The sequence below is a fragment of the Thermosipho globiformans genome (assembly GCF_003990895.1).
In the GTDB taxonomy this organism is placed as follows: domain Bacteria; phylum Thermotogota; class Thermotogae; order Thermotogales; family Fervidobacteriaceae; genus Thermosipho; species Thermosipho japonicus.
In genome coordinates, this window is the sequence record NZ_BHXD01000001.1 from 84,499 (window position 1) to 101,392 (window position 16,894).

Annotated in this window: 17 protein-coding genes; 3 read left to right on the forward strand and 14 right to left on the reverse strand. The window is 29.5% G+C overall.

Annotation, left to right across the window (positions count from 1 at the left end; translation table 11 throughout):
• Window positions 1-72 precede the first annotated feature (72 nt).
• From ftcD to metG, 14 genes are read right to left on the reverse strand one after another with little or no spacing between them, the layout of a single operon-like run.
• Window positions 73-978 carry a glutamate formimidoyltransferase gene (gene ftcD / locus EO083_RS00540; RefSeq protein WP_126992280.1) on the reverse strand — a complete coding sequence of 302 codons (906 nt, stop codon included), beginning with the start codon at window positions 976-978 and terminating at the stop codon, window positions 73-75.
• On the reverse strand, window positions 975-1,742 hold the full coding sequence (locus EO083_RS00545) for an inositol monophosphatase family protein (protein WP_126992281.1): 768 nt from the start codon (window positions 1,740-1,742) through the stop codon (window positions 975-977). The genes ftcD and EO083_RS00545 overlap by 4 nt, the downstream gene beginning before the upstream one ends.
• Entirely contained in the window at window positions 1,735-3,351 is a 1,617-nt protein-coding gene (locus EO083_RS00550) for a penicillin-binding transpeptidase domain-containing protein (RefSeq protein WP_126992282.1), read from the reverse strand. The genes EO083_RS00545 and EO083_RS00550 overlap by 8 nt, the downstream gene beginning before the upstream one ends.
• Window positions 3,341-4,735 carry a glutamate--tRNA ligase gene (gltX, locus tag EO083_RS00555; RefSeq protein ID WP_126992283.1) on the reverse strand — a complete coding sequence of 465 codons (1,395 nt, stop codon included), beginning with the start codon at window positions 4,733-4,735 and terminating at the stop codon, window positions 3,341-3,343. The genes EO083_RS00550 and gltX overlap by 11 nt, the downstream gene beginning before the upstream one ends.
• 12 nt (window positions 4,736-4,747) lie before the next feature.
• On the reverse strand, window positions 4,748-5,257 hold the full coding sequence (locus tag EO083_RS00560; RefSeq protein ID WP_126992284.1) for a hypothetical protein: 510 nt from the start codon (window positions 5,255-5,257) through the stop codon (window positions 4,748-4,750).
• 3 nt (window positions 5,258-5,260) lie between these two features.
• Window positions 5,261-5,920, reverse strand: a complete 660-nt coding sequence (locus EO083_RS00565; RefSeq protein ID WP_126992285.1) for an eIF2B alpha/beta/delta subunit family protein — start codon at window positions 5,918-5,920, stop codon at window positions 5,261-5,263.
• Window positions 5,917-6,876 (reverse strand): elongator complex protein 3, encoded by a 960-nt coding sequence (locus EO083_RS00570; protein WP_126992286.1) that lies wholly within the window; start codon window positions 6,874-6,876, stop codon window positions 5,917-5,919. Before EO083_RS00570 ends, EO083_RS00565 begins: the two co-directional genes overlap by 4 nt.
• On the reverse strand, window positions 6,873-7,310 hold the full coding sequence (locus tag EO083_RS00575; protein ID WP_126992287.1) for a GatB/YqeY domain-containing protein: 438 nt from the start codon (window positions 7,308-7,310) through the stop codon (window positions 6,873-6,875). Before EO083_RS00575 ends, EO083_RS00570 begins: the two co-directional genes overlap by 4 nt.
• Window positions 7,311-7,322: 12 nt before the next feature.
• Window positions 7,323-7,760, reverse strand: a complete 438-nt coding sequence (gene rpiB / locus EO083_RS00580) for a ribose 5-phosphate isomerase B (RefSeq protein WP_126992288.1) — start codon at window positions 7,758-7,760, stop codon at window positions 7,323-7,325.
• Window positions 7,761-7,774: 14 nt separating this feature from the next.
• Window positions 7,775-8,113, reverse strand: coding sequence for an STAS domain-containing protein (locus EO083_RS00585; protein ID WP_126992289.1), 339 nt, complete (start codon window positions 8,111-8,113; stop codon window positions 7,775-7,777).
• Window positions 8,114-8,126: 13 nt separating this feature from the next.
• Complete coding sequence (gene lexA / locus EO083_RS00590; RefSeq protein ID WP_126992290.1) at window positions 8,127-8,723, reverse strand: transcriptional repressor LexA; 597 nt, start codon at window positions 8,721-8,723, stop codon at window positions 8,127-8,129.
• A complete protein-coding gene (locus EO083_RS00595) occupies window positions 8,720-9,097 on the reverse strand; it encodes an archease (protein WP_126992291.1) in 378 nt (125 codons plus the stop codon). Before EO083_RS00595 ends, lexA begins: the two co-directional genes overlap by 4 nt.
• Window positions 9,090-11,510, reverse strand: a complete 2,421-nt coding sequence (gene gyrA / locus EO083_RS00600; RefSeq protein ID WP_126992292.1) for a DNA gyrase subunit A — start codon at window positions 11,508-11,510, stop codon at window positions 9,090-9,092. The genes EO083_RS00595 and gyrA overlap by 8 nt, the downstream gene beginning before the upstream one ends.
• Before the next feature lie 13 nt (window positions 11,511-11,523).
• Window positions 11,524-13,470: a methionine--tRNA ligase gene (metG, locus tag EO083_RS00605; protein WP_206512266.1), complete on the reverse strand. Its 1,947-nt coding sequence runs from the start codon at window positions 13,468-13,470 to the stop codon at window positions 11,524-11,526.
• A gap of 481 nt (window positions 13,471-13,951) precedes the next feature.
• Between metG and EO083_RS00610 the strand changes: the two genes are divergently transcribed.
• The 3 genes from EO083_RS00610 to EO083_RS00620 are packed head-to-tail and all read left to right on the forward strand — an operon-like array spanning window position 13,952 to window position 16,883.
• Window positions 13,952-14,875 carry an alpha-galactosidase gene (locus tag EO083_RS00610; RefSeq protein ID WP_126992294.1) on the forward strand — a complete coding sequence of 308 codons (924 nt, stop codon included), beginning with the start codon at window positions 13,952-13,954 and terminating at the stop codon, window positions 14,873-14,875.
• Window positions 14,875-15,831: a galactose-1-phosphate uridylyltransferase gene (gene galT, locus EO083_RS00615; RefSeq protein WP_126992295.1), complete on the forward strand. Its 957-nt coding sequence runs from the start codon at window positions 14,875-14,877 to the stop codon at window positions 15,829-15,831. Before EO083_RS00610 ends, galT begins: the two co-directional genes overlap by 1 nt.
• Window positions 15,828-16,883, forward strand: coding sequence for a galactokinase (locus EO083_RS00620; RefSeq protein ID WP_126992296.1), 1,056 nt, complete (start codon window positions 15,828-15,830; stop codon window positions 16,881-16,883). Before galT ends, EO083_RS00620 begins: the two co-directional genes overlap by 4 nt.
• Window positions 16,884-16,894 lie beyond the last annotated feature (11 nt).

Below are 16,894 nucleotides of genomic sequence, written 5' to 3' on the forward strand. Positions count from 1 at the left end.
TAATTATTTGCTATTTTTTCATATTTATTGAACATATTAAAAATCCCCCGTGAAATTCGGGGGATTTTGGGCTTATTCAAAAAATGTATTTAAAATTTTGTTTTCTATGACTCTTTCTTCATCAAAATCGTCAAGTTGGAGATACCATTTCATTGTTTCAATAGCAGCTTTTAAAGGTATCATTCCAATTATTTCGGAGTTTAAGACTGGTACACCATACCTTTGTGCCTCTCTTTTTATTGTTTCAAACACTCTAAATATTGGTGATTTTTTGTAATTAGTAAGATTCATAGAAACTTGCACAATACCTTTTTCTTTTAGTTCAATTCCTATAGCTTTTACATATCTAAATCCACCACTTATATGTCTCACTGCTTTTGCAATTTTGTCTGCAATTTTTATATCGTTTGTTCCAAGATTTACATTAAAGGCAATTAGATATTCCCTTGCACCGACTGCTACAACACCAGCTGATGGATGAACTTGTTCGGGTCCAAAATCAGGCTTCCATTTTGGATCCTTTATTTTTTCGAAAAATCCTTCAAATTCCCCTTTTCTTATTTTTGCAAGGTTTTCTCTATCAGGTGAAGTTGCAGATTTTTCATATAAATAAACTGGAATGTTCAACTCTTTACCTATTCTTTCACCTACTCTTTTAGAAAGTTCTATACATTCCTGCATAGTTGTATTCATTACTGGAATAAAAGGTATAACGTCAGTTGCCCCCATTCTTGGATGTTCCCCACTATGACTTCTTAAATCAATAAGTTCAGTTGCTTTTTTTACCATATCAAAAATTGCATTTTCAATTTCTTCAGGTTCTCCTACGAGAGTTACAACCGATCTGTTGTGATCAAAGTCCATTGACCAATCTAGGATCTTTACTCTTTCGTACTTTTGAGCTTGTTCAATTATTTCTCTTACAACTTCTTCTCTTCTACCTTCACTAAAATTTGGAACAGATTCGATTAATTTCATAGATCCCCCTCCTGTTTTTTAATTAATTCTAGAATTTTGTCAGATATACTTGGATTTGAAAAGATATAACTATCTTTAGAAAATAATTTTGGAGAATTTCCATCGAAATTGATTATTTTTCCACCTGCTTCCTTGACAATTATATAAGCGGCTGCTATATCCCATGAATTTGCTCTTTTTGCAACAAAAAAATCAAATTTATTTGCAGCAACATAACAAGCAGAGAGAGCTGCACTTCCTATTATCCTTATTCTTTGGACCTTGTTTTCGACATTTGAAATAAATTTACCTGTAAAGTTTTTGTGAAATCCTGTACTTCCAATACTTTCTTTTAAAGTTATATTTTTTGTAATTTTTAGTCTTGAATGATTTAAAAATGAACCTTCACTTTTTATTCCAACAAATAGTTCTTCAGTAAATGGATTAAAAACAACTCCAAAAATTGGTTTTTTTTCTTCAAAATATGCTATAGAAACACCGAAATTTGGTAGACCGTGTATGTAATTTATAGTTCCATCTATTGGATCTATTATCCAAAGATTTTTACTTTTTTCATAAAGGTTGCCTTCTTCTGCTATAAACCCATCTTCTGGAAAAAATTTTTTTATTTTTGAAATTATCATATTCTGAGCGTTCTTATCGTAGTCAGTAACAAGGTCCTGAAAATTTTCTTTTTCATATACATTATCTACATTTCCCCAGTATTGAAATATATAATATCCAGCACTTTTAGCTATATTAATTGCCAAATCAAGCTTATTCATTACTTTCAACTCCTTTTAATAAATAATCAAAGACTTTTCTTGCAAAAGGTGCAGCCATCTCAGAACCACTTCCTCCATTTTCAAACATTACGACTACAGAGTATGTTGGATCCTCTATTGGACCAAATCCTGCAAACCATGAATGTGCTTTTTTGCTTTTGCTAACTTCCGCGGTCCCTGTTTTACCAGCAATTTTGTATGGTGCGTCTTTAAAGCTTAAATATGCAGTTCCACGGTTTTTCAAGGTTCCATCATTGTAAGTGGTAACTTCAAGAAGTCCTTCTTTGATTGTGGACCATATTTTATCTGGCAAAGATACTTCATTAGTATATTCGACTTCTTCTGATTTTAATAAATGTGGTTTTGGAGTTTTACCATTATTTGCAATTGTTGTATAGAAATTTAAAATTTCTAATGGTGTTAAAAGTATATAACCTTGGCCTATACCTGTTAATATTGTATCTCCAGGATACCAAATAGTTTTAAAATACTTTTCTTTCCATTCTCTGGAAGGAAATATTCCAGATTTTTCTTCAATATCAATTTTAGTTAAATCGGAAATTTTAAAGATATCTGCTACACTTTTAATTTTATCAATTCCTAGTTCTAATGCAATTGTATAAAAATATACATTACAGGAGACTCTGAGAGCTTTGATTAGATCTGTTTCCCCATGACCGCTTAAAAGCCAATCATTGAAGATTGCAATGGTTTTTCCAGAACTTGATTTATATTCATATCTTCCAGTACAATTTAAAGTAGCTGGAGTACTTTCTGATAAAAGATAGGCAATCGCAATTAGTGGTTTTATTGCAGAACCTGGAGAATAAAGTCCCATTGTAGCTCTATTTAAGAGAGGATTTAATGGATCGTTTATTATCTTTTGCCAGGTGAATTTGTCAATATCGTAAAAATTTTCTTCTAAGTTTGGGTATGAAACTAAAGCTAAAATTTCACCATTTTTAACATTTTCTACTATTACAGCGCCTGGGTTGTTAATTTTTTTCATTTCGTTATAAATGTATTTTTGTAAATTAAGATCTAGAGTTAAAGTTATATCTTCCCCATTTTCTGGCTCAGTTTGAATTATTCTTTGTTTAACCTTTCCTGAAGGACTGGAAAAAATTAATTCACTACCAATTTTTCCCTGTAATAAACTGTCATATGTTTTCTCTATTCCAGAACTTCCAATTCCTTGTGAGTTGACATATCCTACTATGTGGAAGGCTTCAGGTACATAGAATCTTTTTTCCTCGTAATGTATATATAATCCAAGTTTTTCAAGCTCATATATTTGATAATTGTCTAGATAAGCTTTTCCAGAACTTATTAGATCAAGTATCTGCTTATCGGTTAAATAAGGTTTTAAAGATTCTATATCAATGTTGTTGTTATATTCTATATATGGAATTTTTTTGCTCCAAGCAATTTTAATACCGTTTCTATCAAGAATAGTTCCACGGTTTCCTTTTGTTAATATAGTTTTTTGCATTAATGAATTAATAAAGGCTTTATGTTGTGAATGTTCAATAACTTGAATTTTGAAAAGAAAAAATACAAGTATTAGAAAAAAGGATAAAAAGATTGAAAAAACTAATTTATACCTCATATTTCTCCCTTAATTCTAAAGTTTTTTGGAGTCTTTTGAGAGTTTTTTCTTTTCCTAAAACTACAATTGATTCAAATAAGCCGGGAGTTACTAATTTTCCAAGTAGAGCTCCACGAATAGTTTGAAATACTCTTTTGGTTCCTATTTCAAGTTCGCTTGAAATGTTTCTTAGTGCTTCTTCTACGTTTTGAATTGTGTAATTTTGCAGTTTTTCAAATCTTTCTAGAGCGGTTTTTAAAATTTTTTCTGCGTTTTCATTTAATAGAAATTTCTTAATATACATATCCTCATAGCTATAGTCATCAAAAAAGAATGGAATAGAAATTTCTTTTAGTTGATCTAGTGTATTTACCTTTTCTCTACATATTAAAAGTACTTCTTTAATATAATTTTTGCTGTTATGTTCTAAGGAGATATTTTTGTCTTTTAAATAATTTAAGAATTCATTTATTAAAATTTCTATATCAATTTTTCTTAGATGTTGACCATTAACCCATTCAAGTTTTTTATAATCAAAAATTACTGATTTATTTGATATTTTGAATGGATCGAATTCATTAATTTTTTCATGAACATCAAATATTTCTTCTGAAGTACTCCATCCAAGAATTGCAAGATAATTTAGCAAAGCTTTATTTAAAAATCCATTTTCTTTAAAGAAATCAACAGAAGTGCCCCCGTGCCTTTTACTAAGTGGAGTTCTATCATTTCCAAGAATTAATGGAATATGCATAAAAACAGGATTCTGCCAATTAAAAGCATTATATATCATTATTTGTTTTTGCGTGTTTGAAAGGTGATCTTCTCCTCGAAATACATGAGATATTTCCATTAAGTGATCATCAACTACAACAGCAAAGTTATACGTTGGAAATCCATTTGATTTTATTATAATAAAATCGTCTACAAGATTGTTGTCAAATGTCATTTTACCTTTTAACAGATCATTAAAGGTTGTAGTTCCTTGTTTTGGAACCTTAAATTTTACAACAATGGAGAAACTCTCTTTGTTTGCATATTTTTCAGGAAATTCATAAGATTGTTCAACTTCTTCTTTATCATGATAGACTGAATAATATGCCTTTTTTTCGCTAATAAGGATATTAACATATTTCTTGTAAATATCGATTCTTTCACTTTGACGATAAGGTCCAAAGTTTCCTCCAACATCTGGACCTTCATCCCAATCAATCTTAAGCCATTTAAGAGCATTTAATATTTTTTCTTCATATTCTTTTTTAGAACGTTCTGTATCTGTATCTTCAATTCTGATTATAAACTTTCCATTGTTTTTTCGAGCAAACATCCAATTAAATAATGCAGTTCTTGCACCTCCAACATGAAGATATCCAGTAGGGCTTGGAGCAAATCTTAGTCTAAACATTAAATCATCCTCCTAAAATATTTCATCTAATATTTTTAAGTCCAAGGTAATATTAAATATAAAGTCACTTACCATTTTCTTTCTTAATAGAAAGCCACTTGAATCTTTAGTTAGTGGAATGGGAGCACAAAAGTACAATGTATTATCTTCAAAAGCTATTGTATAAAATGGAAACATTTGAGGAATTTTCCAAGATAGTATTGATTGCTGAGAATAAAGTATTTTCTTTTTATTTTGCAATTTTCTTAACTCAAAAACGTTTAACCTTTCAACTTTTGTAACATTTTTTGAGAATTTTTGAAAGTTTTTTGAAATTATGGAATAATTTTTGAAGCTGCTTTTTATTAGTTTTTTAATGGTTTTAGTGTGATCTTTTTCTATATTTTTATCTATTATAAAAAAAACTTCATCAATCTTTTGCTTTTTAAGAGACTTTATGATTGTCTTTAAATTTTCAAAATTTTTCACAAAAGCAATTGAAAAACTTAATTTATCTTTTTTCTTCTTTTTTAAGATAAACATATTTCACCCACTAATGATTGCTGTTATTAAATTGTTTGGAACAATTTCAAAGATTTTTTCTCTTTCTGACACAGTTTTAGTAAATTTTGTTTGATCAGCAATTACAAAAAGTGGTATATTAAAACTTTTTGAAAGTATAGCTAGAAGTTTTGATCCCACTTTATTTATAACGCCGTTTTCTCCTACACTGTCAGCACCAATTATTACATAATCACAATTTACTATATACCTGTGAACTTCAAAATCGTTAATAAGATACACATTTTTCTTGTAGTTTAATAGATTCTTGTACAGTATTTTTCCTTCTCCACCTGGATTTGATTCAGGTATATAAATTTTTAATTTTTTTCTATGAGTTTTGAAAAAGCATTCTAAAGTTTTACTATTACTTATTGTCATTACTTTTGCGTCAAAATTTAAAAATTTTTTGGCATTTTTAATAGTATTATCAAAAGTTGTATCAAGTATTTCTTTTATATCTTTTATATCGTTATTTTCTTTAATCATCTTATATATCCATTTAATAACCTGCATTTCAGGTTTTAATTTTATCATATCCTTTAAGATGGGCTCTTTATCATCAATATTTTTAATATTTTCAAGTATCCATTCTGCAATTTCGTGTGAACCTTGAACAGTTAATTTTTTAAATTTTTCAATCAATCCAATAACTCCCTTCTAAAGCTACGTTTAGATGCCTCTTTTAAAGAGAGTTGATCAAAAAAAAGCTCATTAGATTCAGACAACGATTTTTCAATTTTTAAACCTTTATTATCATATGAATTGAACCAGCTTTCAAACTTTTTAGGGTATTTAACTTTTTTTATATTTAACCTTGTAATAATTTTATTCATTGCCTTTGATTTTGTCATATCTCCAAAAGATGGATGATATGGTCCTGCTACTATTTGATTTTTTTGGTTTTCTGGTACAAAATATCCAAGTCTAATTACTTTAGCCTCATACTGATAAATTAACAATAACATTTCTGATGCAATGTTTACCGCTTCATCTAATGTTAATGGAGAATATTTTCCTTCTAAATATAATTTTTCAAGTTCTGTATTTTTAAAAATAATTGTAGGATGAATTCTAAACAACTTCACTCCAAGATTTAAAAGTTCTTGTATTGATAGTAAGTCTTTTTTTATATTGTCATTTAAAAGTCCTATCATTAAGTGAGCGGAAATTTCAAAACCAAATTCTTTTAGCAAATTTACTGCGTTTAAGTTGTCTTTTCTACTATGCCCTCTATTTGCGGCAGAAAGAACATCATCAAACATGCTTTGTATACCAATTTCCACAGTTTTGACATTATTTTGCTTTAAAAATTTTAAGTTTTCATAATCTAGTTCATCAGGTCTAGTAGAAATTCGTATAGGAGTGTCAGGATAAAATTTTCTAACAAGAGCAATTAATTCTTTTTGCTTTTCAAGGGGGATTGCAGTAAATGTTCCCCCATAAAAGGCAATTTCTTCTGGTGATTTGTCAAGAAAAAAAGAAAGAGTATTAATTAACTCTTTTTTTGTCGGCATTTTTTTGCCCGTCATTGTATATTGATTACAAAAAATGCATCTGCTTTTACATCCAAAGTTTGGTAAAAAGATTGAAAGTATCATTGAAGAAGTTCCTTTACAATTTTATTTACAATTGAACCATCAGCTTTTCCTTTAACTTTTGCCATTAAGTTTTTCATAACAAGACCAAACTCTTTTTGAGTAGCGTTTAATTCTTCAATGATTTCTTTGGCCATTTTTCTAATTTCATCTTCACTTAACATTTTTGGAGCATATTCTTTTAAAACTTCTAATTCTTGTTCTTCTTCTTTTGCTAAATCTTCCCTATTAGCTTTTTTATATGCTTCAATTGATTCTTGCCTTTTTTTCATTTCTTTTAATATTAATTTTTCAATTTCTTCGTCACTTGCTTCTCCTATTTTTTCTACTTCAAAGTTTTTTATAGCGGAATTTAAGAGCCTAAGTACTCTAACTTTAATCTCGTTTTTTTCTTTCATAGCTTGTTTTAGATCTTGCATTATCTTTTCTTTTAGCATTAAAATACCTCCTTACTCTTCAAGTTTTGCTATTTTATTTACTCTTCTTTCGTGTCTCCCACCCTCAAAATCTGCATTTAAAAATTCTTCCACAATCCATGTTGCAAGTTCGAATCCTATTAATCTTCCAGGAAGGACCAATATGTTTGCATTATTATGATTTCTTGCAAGTTTTCCCATTTCAGGTATCATACAAAGAGCGGCTCTTATTCCCTTAATTTTGTTTGCGGCAATTGACATTCCAATGCCAGTTCCACATATGAGTATTCCAAAATCAGCATCCTTATTTACAACAGCTTTTCCTACTTCTTTTGCATAATCAGGGTAATCCACACTTTCGGTACTATTTGTCCCTACATCTATAATCTCAATTCCTTTTTTAGATAAATAATCTACAAGTCTGTTTTTTAGCTCAAAACCTGCATGATCTGAACCTATTGCAATTTTCATTTTTTCCCCTCCTATTAATTTTTTAGAAAATCTATAGCATCTTTAGGTGTATCTTTTATATTTAACACTCTATCTAAACTAGTAAGTTTTAAAAGATTTTTAATATTCTCATTCATATTAACAAGTACAATTTCCCCGCCTTGAAGTTTGAAGCTCTTGTGGAGGCCTACAAGAATTCCAAGTCCAGAACTATCAATGTATTTTAAGTGTGAAAGGTCCAAAATACAATACTTTTCTCCGTTATTTAAGATATTTTCATGGATAAATTGTTTCATTTCGTAAGCATTTGAAATATCAATTTCTCCTGTTATTTTGATAACTGGAATATTTTCTAATTTAGTAACTTCGTACATATGATTCACCCCCTTAATATATTCTTATAACCCCAACAAGTTTTCCTATTACTTTAACATCTTTTGCATCACAAATTATAGGAGACATACTGCTGTTTTCCGGTACAAGTTCCACCTTATCATTTTTATGATAAAACCTTTTTAAAGTGACTTTATTGTCAAAAACTACGGCTGCTATTTGGCCATTTGGAATCCTATATTGCTTTTTAAGGATAACATAATCTCCATCTATTATATGTGCTTCTATCATACTCGTTCCTTCAACTCTTAATGCAAAATAATTTCCATATCCTTTAATCATTCTGACTGGTATTTCTATTTCTTCATCTACTAGTTCAAACATTTCAATTCCATGCCCTGCTGAAATCTTTCCTTTAACAGGTATTGACACTGTTTCTGGCCTTTTAACAAGAGAAATTGACCTTGAATTTTTAGGATTTCTTGTTATATAGCCTTTTTTTTCTAAGGCTAAAACATGTATATGTGCACCTCTAGGAGTTAATTTAAAATGTTTAGCAATATCTCTAATTGATGGTGAATAACCATTTTGTTGAATGTAACTAGTGATAAAATCTAAAACCATTTTTTGACGATTTGTTAGTTCTTTCATATATCAAACACCACCTTTATTGAAAGCTTATTATCTTTTTTTTGAATTTTTAGATTGTGATACGTAAGTGCTTTAAAAGTTTCGCCTTCTACCTTGCTGTATGAGCAAAAAGTAGTTTTGTATTTTTTATCTTTTTCAATCTTTACTGGAAAATATCCTAATTCTATAGCTGCAATCCAATCATTTACAATATCAAATATGCCATCTTCATTTTCTTTTATATCATATTCCTGAACTTTAGTTATGTTACAATTTATATTTTCTACCTTGTATGTATCATGGATTATTCTTAAGATATCTTCCAGCAGACCTAAAAATGTATCATTCACTATTTCAAATGCAATATCTGCTGTATGGTCAATTTCCCTATACATCATCCTCGCCTCTTATAACAGCAAAGTCTGCTATTTGGTCACCTTCGGATAGATTAACTAATTTTACTCCTTTTGTGACTCTTCCAAGAGGTCTTAAACTGTCTAAATTAATTTTTAAAGTCATACCGTTTTTTGTAAAGATCATCATGTTTTCGTTTCCTAAAACATGGGTCACACCTACAATATGCCCAGCTTTAGAGACGTCCGAAATATTTTTTATACCAAGGCCACCACGCTTTTGGATTCTATACTGAGAAGTTTCAGTTAACTTTCCATATCCTTTACTTGTTACAGTCAAAAGATAATGTTCATCGTCCATTAAAAGAGAAGAACTTACCACAACATCATCATTTGAAAGCCTTATTCCAATAACACCCATTGCGCTTCTTCCCATTGTCCTAACTTCAGAAATTGGAAATCTAATACACAATCCATTTTTTGTTGCAATTAATATCGTTTGGTCTGGATTGTCAATTTTTTGTACAGAAACAAGCAAATCATCACCATCGAATGTTATTGCTTTCATTCCTCTTGAGTTTATATTTTCAAACTCTTTAAGCGAAGTTCTCTTAACTTTACCATTTTTTGTTACAAAGAATAATTCACCTTCAAAGTTATCTACAGGAAGCATTGTGAGAATTTTTTCATCTTGCCCAATATTTAAATATTTTGCTATTTGTCTTCCACGGCTTGTCCTTGAATTTTCCTCTATTTGATAGTTGTTTAAAATATATACCTTTCCATATGATGTAAAGAATAAAGTTTTTCCATGTAGATGAGTATAAATAATCTCCATTATAGCATCATCAGCCATTAAATTTGAGCCTGTAACGCCTTTTCCGCCACGTCTTTGAGTTTTAAATGTATCAAGGCTCATCATTTTTAAGTAGCCTTTTTTTGTAAGCGATAAAACTACTTCTTTATCTGGAATAAGTTCTAATTCATTGAATTCTATTTTTCTTTCTTCATGATCTAATATTATACTTTTTCTGCTATCTCCATATTCACTTTTAATAGCTTCAAGTTCTTCAATTATTTTTTCATACACTTTTTGATCATTTTCTATTAATTCTTTTTCGATTTTCATCTTATTTACAAGATCGTTGTAATCATCAATTAATTTTGAGATTTCAAGTTTAGTTAATCTTCCAAGTCTTAGATCGACGATTGCTTTTGCTTGTGTTTCAGTAAAGTTAAACATATCTATTAATTCATGTATAGCACTGTTTTGATCTTCACTATTTCTAATCACTGAAATAATAGTGTCAATTGATCTTGAAGCTTTAATTAGCCCTTCTAAAATATGGGCTTTTTTAGAGTATTGTTTATAATAATATTGAGCTCTTCTTCTTACGACCTCAAATCTGTGTTCTACAAAAGCCCACATTAATTCTTTTAGATTCATCAGAACAGGTTTCTTCTCTTTGTCTATAACTAAGAGTTGTGAATGAAATGAACTTTGTAGTTGGGTATGTTTATACAAATTGTTGATTATAATTTCTTCGTTAGTATCATTCGGTATTTCAATAACTATTCTAAGTCCTTCCTTATCGGATTCATCTCTAATATCTTTAATTGGAAGACTTGATTTTTCCGCATACTCAACTATTTTCTTTATTAAATCAGCTTTGCTTATGTTGAAAGGAATTTCTGTTATAACAATATTTTTCTTTTTCTTTTTTTCTTCTACATGTACCTTTCCACGGATAGTAAAACTACCTTTTCCGGTGGTGTACATTTCCCTAATTCCAGCTTTTCCGATAATTTCTCCACCGGTTGGAAAATCAGGGCCAGGTATAAAGTTCATAAGTTCTTCAATAGAAATTTCAGGATTCTTTATTAATGCAATCAAAGCATTTACAAGTTCTGTTATGTTATGAGGTGGAATATTTGTTGTCATTCCAACTGCAATTCCTGTTGATCCATTTGCAAGTAAATTTGGGAATTTTGATGGTAATACTTCAGGCTCTTTTAAACTCCCATCAAAATTATCAGTCATATTAACAGTTTCTTTATCAATATCTTCAAGCAATTCTTCCGCAATCTTTGCAAGTCTTGCTTCGGTGTACCTCATTGCAGCTGGAGGATCTCTATCAATGGAACCAAAATTTCCCTGACCATCAATAAGTTTATATCGCATCGTCCAGTCTTGTGCCATTCTAACTATAGTATCGTAGATTGCAGCATCACCATGAGGATGATATTTACCCATTACTTCACCGACAATACGTGCGGATTTTTTAAATGGTTTATTATGTGTTACTCCAAGTTCGTACATACTATATAAAATTCTTCTTTGAACGGGTTTCAACCCGTCGCGTACATCTGGAATAGCCCTTCCAATAATTACGCTCATTGAATAGCTTAAATAGGATTCTTTTAATTCCTCTTCTATAGGTCTATATATTTCCATTTAAGTCCCTCCACTAAGAAATTTTCGCGCCTTCATCTATATCTTTGTCGACTGTTAAAATAGTTAAGTTATCATTTATTTTTGCAGCGAGTAACATTCCTTGAGATTCTATTCCCATTAGTTTAGCAGGTTTTAAATTTGCAACAACTATTATTTTTTTGCCAATTAACTGTTCTGGTGCATAAAATTTTGAAATACCTGCTACTATTTGTCTTTTACCAAGCTCTCCAAGATTGACAATTAATCTTAGTAACTTTTCTGATTTTTTAACTTTTTCGGCTTCTACAACTTTTGCTACACGCAAATCTACCTTTTTAAAATCTTCAATTGAAATAAGTTCTATTGTATTTTCAGGCATTTCCTGCTTGGGCTTTTTTTCTCCAACTTTTTGAATGTTTTTTATATCTATCTTTTGGAATAGTGGCTTTTCATGTATTACATTTACACCTGATTTAAGAGACTCCCATTCTGTGTTTAGTACAAATTCAGGATTAAACTCTTGCCCTAACCTTCTAAAAACTTCTGTTGAAGAATCTGGCATAAATGGAAGTAATAAAGAAGCGATTTTAATAAATGCTTCTAGAGTATTATATAGAATAGTTCCTAATCTTTCTTTATTTCCTTCTTTTGCAAGTACCCAAGGTTTGTTTTCATCGAAATATTTATTTACATCCCTTATATAGCTCCAAACACTTTCTAGGGCATTTGTTAATTTGTAACTTTCCATGTATTCAGTATATTCTTTTTTTAGATTCTTAAATTTTTCAATTAGCTCTTTATCTGAGTCATTTAAAGAAGAAGGTGAAGGAATTTTTGAATCAAAGTTTTTAACTACCATTGCAAGTGTTCTATGGAGTAGATTACCATAGTCATTTGCAAGATCCGAGTTTAATCTATTGACTAAGTTTTCTTCAGAAAAATCTCCATCTTTTCCAAAGACGATGTCTCTTGCAAGATAATATCTTATTACATCATTTCCATATTTTTTGACAAATTCCCTTGGATCTATGGCATTGCCAAGTGATTTGCTTATTTTCTGACCATTAACTGTTAACCAACCATGAGCAAATATTTTTTTTGGTAAAGGAAGTCCAACAGACATTAGCATTGCAGGCCATATAAGACTATGGAATCTATTAATTTCTTTTCCAATAAGGTGTAAATCTGCAGGCCACCATTTTTTGAAAGTTTCTTCATGTTTTCCGTAACCTATTGCTGAAATATAATTTATAAGAGCATCAACCCAAACATAAATGACATGTTTGGGATCATTTGGCATTGGGATACCCCAGTCGAATGTTGTTCTTGTTATAGACAGGTCTTTTAATCCTTCTTCTAGAATTTTTAACATTTCATTTTTTCTAAATTCTGGTTCAACAAAATCTGGATTTTCTTTAAAGTGTTTTAAAAGAGGTTCGGTGTATTTTGAAAGTCTGAAGAAATAGTTTTCTTCTTCTACAAAATTTAAGGGTCTATGACAAGATGGACAAACTGGATTATTATTTTCATCTTTTTCTATCTCATCTTCACTCCAATATGTTTCACAAGGTACGCAGTACCATCCTTTATATTTTCCTTTGTAAATATCACCATTTTCGAGCATTTTTGAAACGAAAAATTGTACGGTTTTTATATGATCTTCATCTGTAGTTCTTATAAAATAATCATTTGTAATTTTTAAATCTTTCCAAAGTTGCTCAAATTTTCCAGAAAGTTCATCACAAAGTTGCTGAGGGTTTTTCCCTTGTTTTTTAGCAGCTTGCATTATTTTTTGACCATGCTCATCAGTACCAGTTAAATAGAATACTTCATGTCCCATTAATCTTTTATATCTTGCTATAATGTCTCCAATAATTGTAGTATATGCACTTCCAATATGTGGTTCGGAATTTACATAGTATATAGGCGTTGTAATGTAGAATTTTTTCACATCTTCACCTCCAAAAAAGTTCTCTTTCATTCTTAAATATTATACCATACAAAGGTTTATCTTAATTGTTCTGTAACATTTGTATAGTAATTTTTTGGCATGTTTATAATATTTTGAGATTTAAAGTGTGAGATAACGAGAATTATTTCTCATTGTTAATATTTAGCTGTAAATTTTTATAAGTGGCTCCTTTTTTGGAATATAAAATTGTTATAATAAAACTACCGAAAGCATTGATAGATAATGGTGAAGTTATTTTAAGCTGATGGAGAGTATGTATAAAAAGGTATTGTTTATTTTGTCGTTTAATGATTGGAAAATTTGATTGTTAAGAGGAAAATAGGAGATTTATCAAATTAAGAATTGTTAGAAGACTAAAAATTTTCACACATGTGGTTTGCTTTTTGATGTAAGTTCATCGTATTTTCAGATTTTATTTTGGGAAATAAAGTGATAAAAGCAATAAAAATTTTTAAGGTTTTATTTAATCATATTCAGGGAGTGATTCTAAATGTTTTCAAACTTTTCAAATGGTTATTTTTATGAGAAAAAAGAGGGCTATGAAATAAAATGGAAAGTAGAAAATTTTAGTATTGGATGGAAATTTTCTTGGAGTATTAAGGGAAAAACAGACCTTTTTGAAGTTTTTAAAATAAAAAAAACACAGGATTTAAAGCTTTTTTCATTTTTTGCTATTAATAGCGAAGGTCTGTTTGGATTTTTAGATGCTAAAGAAGGAAACATTGAAATTATAGAAGACGACGAAAATATTTCTTTTGTTATTAATTATGAACATAAATTATTTAAAGATTTTTCTTGTGAAAATTCTTTTGTGATTTTAAAACATACTAATAGAGGTTATTTGCTTAAAACATATAAATATTTAATTGAAAGTCAACTGAAAAGTAAAAAAAGTCAGTTTAATATGAAAGATGTTGTAATTTTTAACGAAGACCTAAATTTTGAAAATTTAAATGGAAAAGTGGTTGTATTCAATAGAAATATTGAAGATATAGATAAAAACTTGATTGAGAATTTAAAAGATTTAAATTGCAAAATATTTGCAAGATCAAAAAATTACCTTCAAGATTTTGAGTATTTGGATGGTTTTGTTGTATCAGGTCCATTCGAAGAAAACTATCTTTTCAGTAATATTGGAAATTTTATTGTTCTTGATGCAAAGGAAGAATTTGAAGAAGAATGGAAAGTTTTGTTTGATAATGTTAAAAATAATAAAAAGATAGTTAGTTTTACTTGTGATGACAGTATATATGTTCTTGAAGCTATTAATGAGGAAAAAAGAAAAGTAAAAATTTATTTGAATTTTGAAAGAAAGGTATCTAAATTTGTAGAAGAAGATTTTATTAATTTAAAATCTAGAAAATTAATAAGAGAAGATGGAAGAATATTTAATTTTTATGGAGGCGATTTATAATGATGGAAATTAGATATAATCCTCTTACCGATGAATGGGTAATTATATCTGCTGAGACACAAAAAAGACCGGTTCAACCTGCAAAAAATAATTGTCCTATTTGTCCTGGAGGAGTTGAATTTAGAGAGGAAACATATGATCTTGTAGCTTTTGAAAATAGATATCCTTCGTTAAGAAAGAATCCACCAGAAGTAAAAGAAAGTAATAAGCTTTTTAAGCGAATGAAATCATATGGTGTGTGTGAAGTTGTAGTGTATACTTCTAAGCATGATTCGTCTTTTCCGCAGATGCCTATATTCCAGATAGAAAAATTGGTTGATATGTGGGTTGATAGAACATATGAACTGTCAAAAAATGATTTTGTTAAAAATATTTTCATATTTGAGAATCGAGGTAAAGAAGTTGGAGCATCACTTCCGCATCCTCATGGGCAGATATATGCTTTTCCATTTATACCGAAAAGAATAGAAGCTAAATTAAATGCAATGGAAAAATGGTTTGATGAAAATGGAAAATGTGTAATTTGTGAGATTTTAGAAAATGAAACAAATGAAAGATTAGTATATGAAAACGAAACTTTTGTTGCATTAGTTCCATTTTATGCAAGGTTTCCATTCGAAGTTCATATATATCCAAAAAGACATATTTCAAATTTACTGCAAATTACTGAGAATGAGAAAAAAGATTTTGCAAGAATATTGAAAGTTGTTACAAAAAAATATGACAAATTATTTGATCAAGAATTTCCTTATATGATGATGTTTTTCCAAGCTCCATTTAATACAAAAGATTATTCTGATATTTTTCATTTTCACGTTGAATTTAACCCGCCAAAGAGAGATAAGGATAAATTAAAGTGGATGGCAAGTGTGGAAACAGGAACATGGAATTTTATAAATCCGATAGTGCCAGAACAAGCTGCAAAAATGTTGAGAGAGGTGGAGGTGGAGTTTTGAAAGTAAAAGCACCCGGCAGAGTTAACCTTATAGGCGAACACACAGATTACAATGATGGGTTTGTACTGCCTTTTGCTATTGATAGGTATGTAGAACTCGAGATTGAAGAATCAGATAAGTTTTGTTTTTACTCAAATAATTTGAATGAAGAAGTTAAACTTTCATCTGTGCAAGAAACAAATACTTGGGCAGATTATATTATAGGTGTTATTAAAGAAATTGAGAAAAGAGGTTATAAGATTCAACCCGTTAAAATAAAGGTGGATTCTAATATACCTATTGGTGCTGGCCTTTCAAGTTCAGCTGCTCTTGAAGTAGCATCTTCCTATGCTATATCTGAGTATTTTGGCTTGAATTTATCTAAAATAGATATTGTTAAAATTTCAAGAGAGGCAGAAGCAAATTTTGTTGGGGTAAATTGTGGAATAATGGACCAATTTGCTTCAGCATTTTCAAAAAAAGATCACGCAATATTTCTTGATACAATGACTTTAGATTTTCAATTTGTTCCACTTAATCTAAAAGGGTATGAGATTTTTGTGATTGATTCTAATGTAAAACATGAACTTTCAAGCTCTGAATATAACCTTAGAAGGAAAGAATGTGAAAATGCTCTTAAGATAATTGGCAAAGATAGTTTTCGAAAGGTGACAAAAGAAGATCTTAAATTATTAAATGGTTCACTTTTGAAAAGAGCCCAACATATATTGGAGGAAAATGAAAGGGTTTTAAAAACAGTAAAAGCTTTAAAAGAAAATGAAATTGAAAAGATAGGGGAATATCTATATCAATCTCATGAAAGTTTGAGATATTTGTATGAAGTTTCTTGTGAAGAGACAGATTTTATAGTAGATTTTTTAAAGGAAAAAGAAGGAATAGTTGGCGCAAGAATGGTTGGAGGAGGTTTTGGCGGAGGAGTTATTGTTATCTCGAAAGAAGGGACATTTGAAAGTATTGAAAAGTTATTAGAAAATGAATATTATTCAAGATTTAGTATAAGACCTACCTTTTATAAATTAAATTCATCAGATGGTGTTACAGAGATTAGATAAAGTGCCTGGAT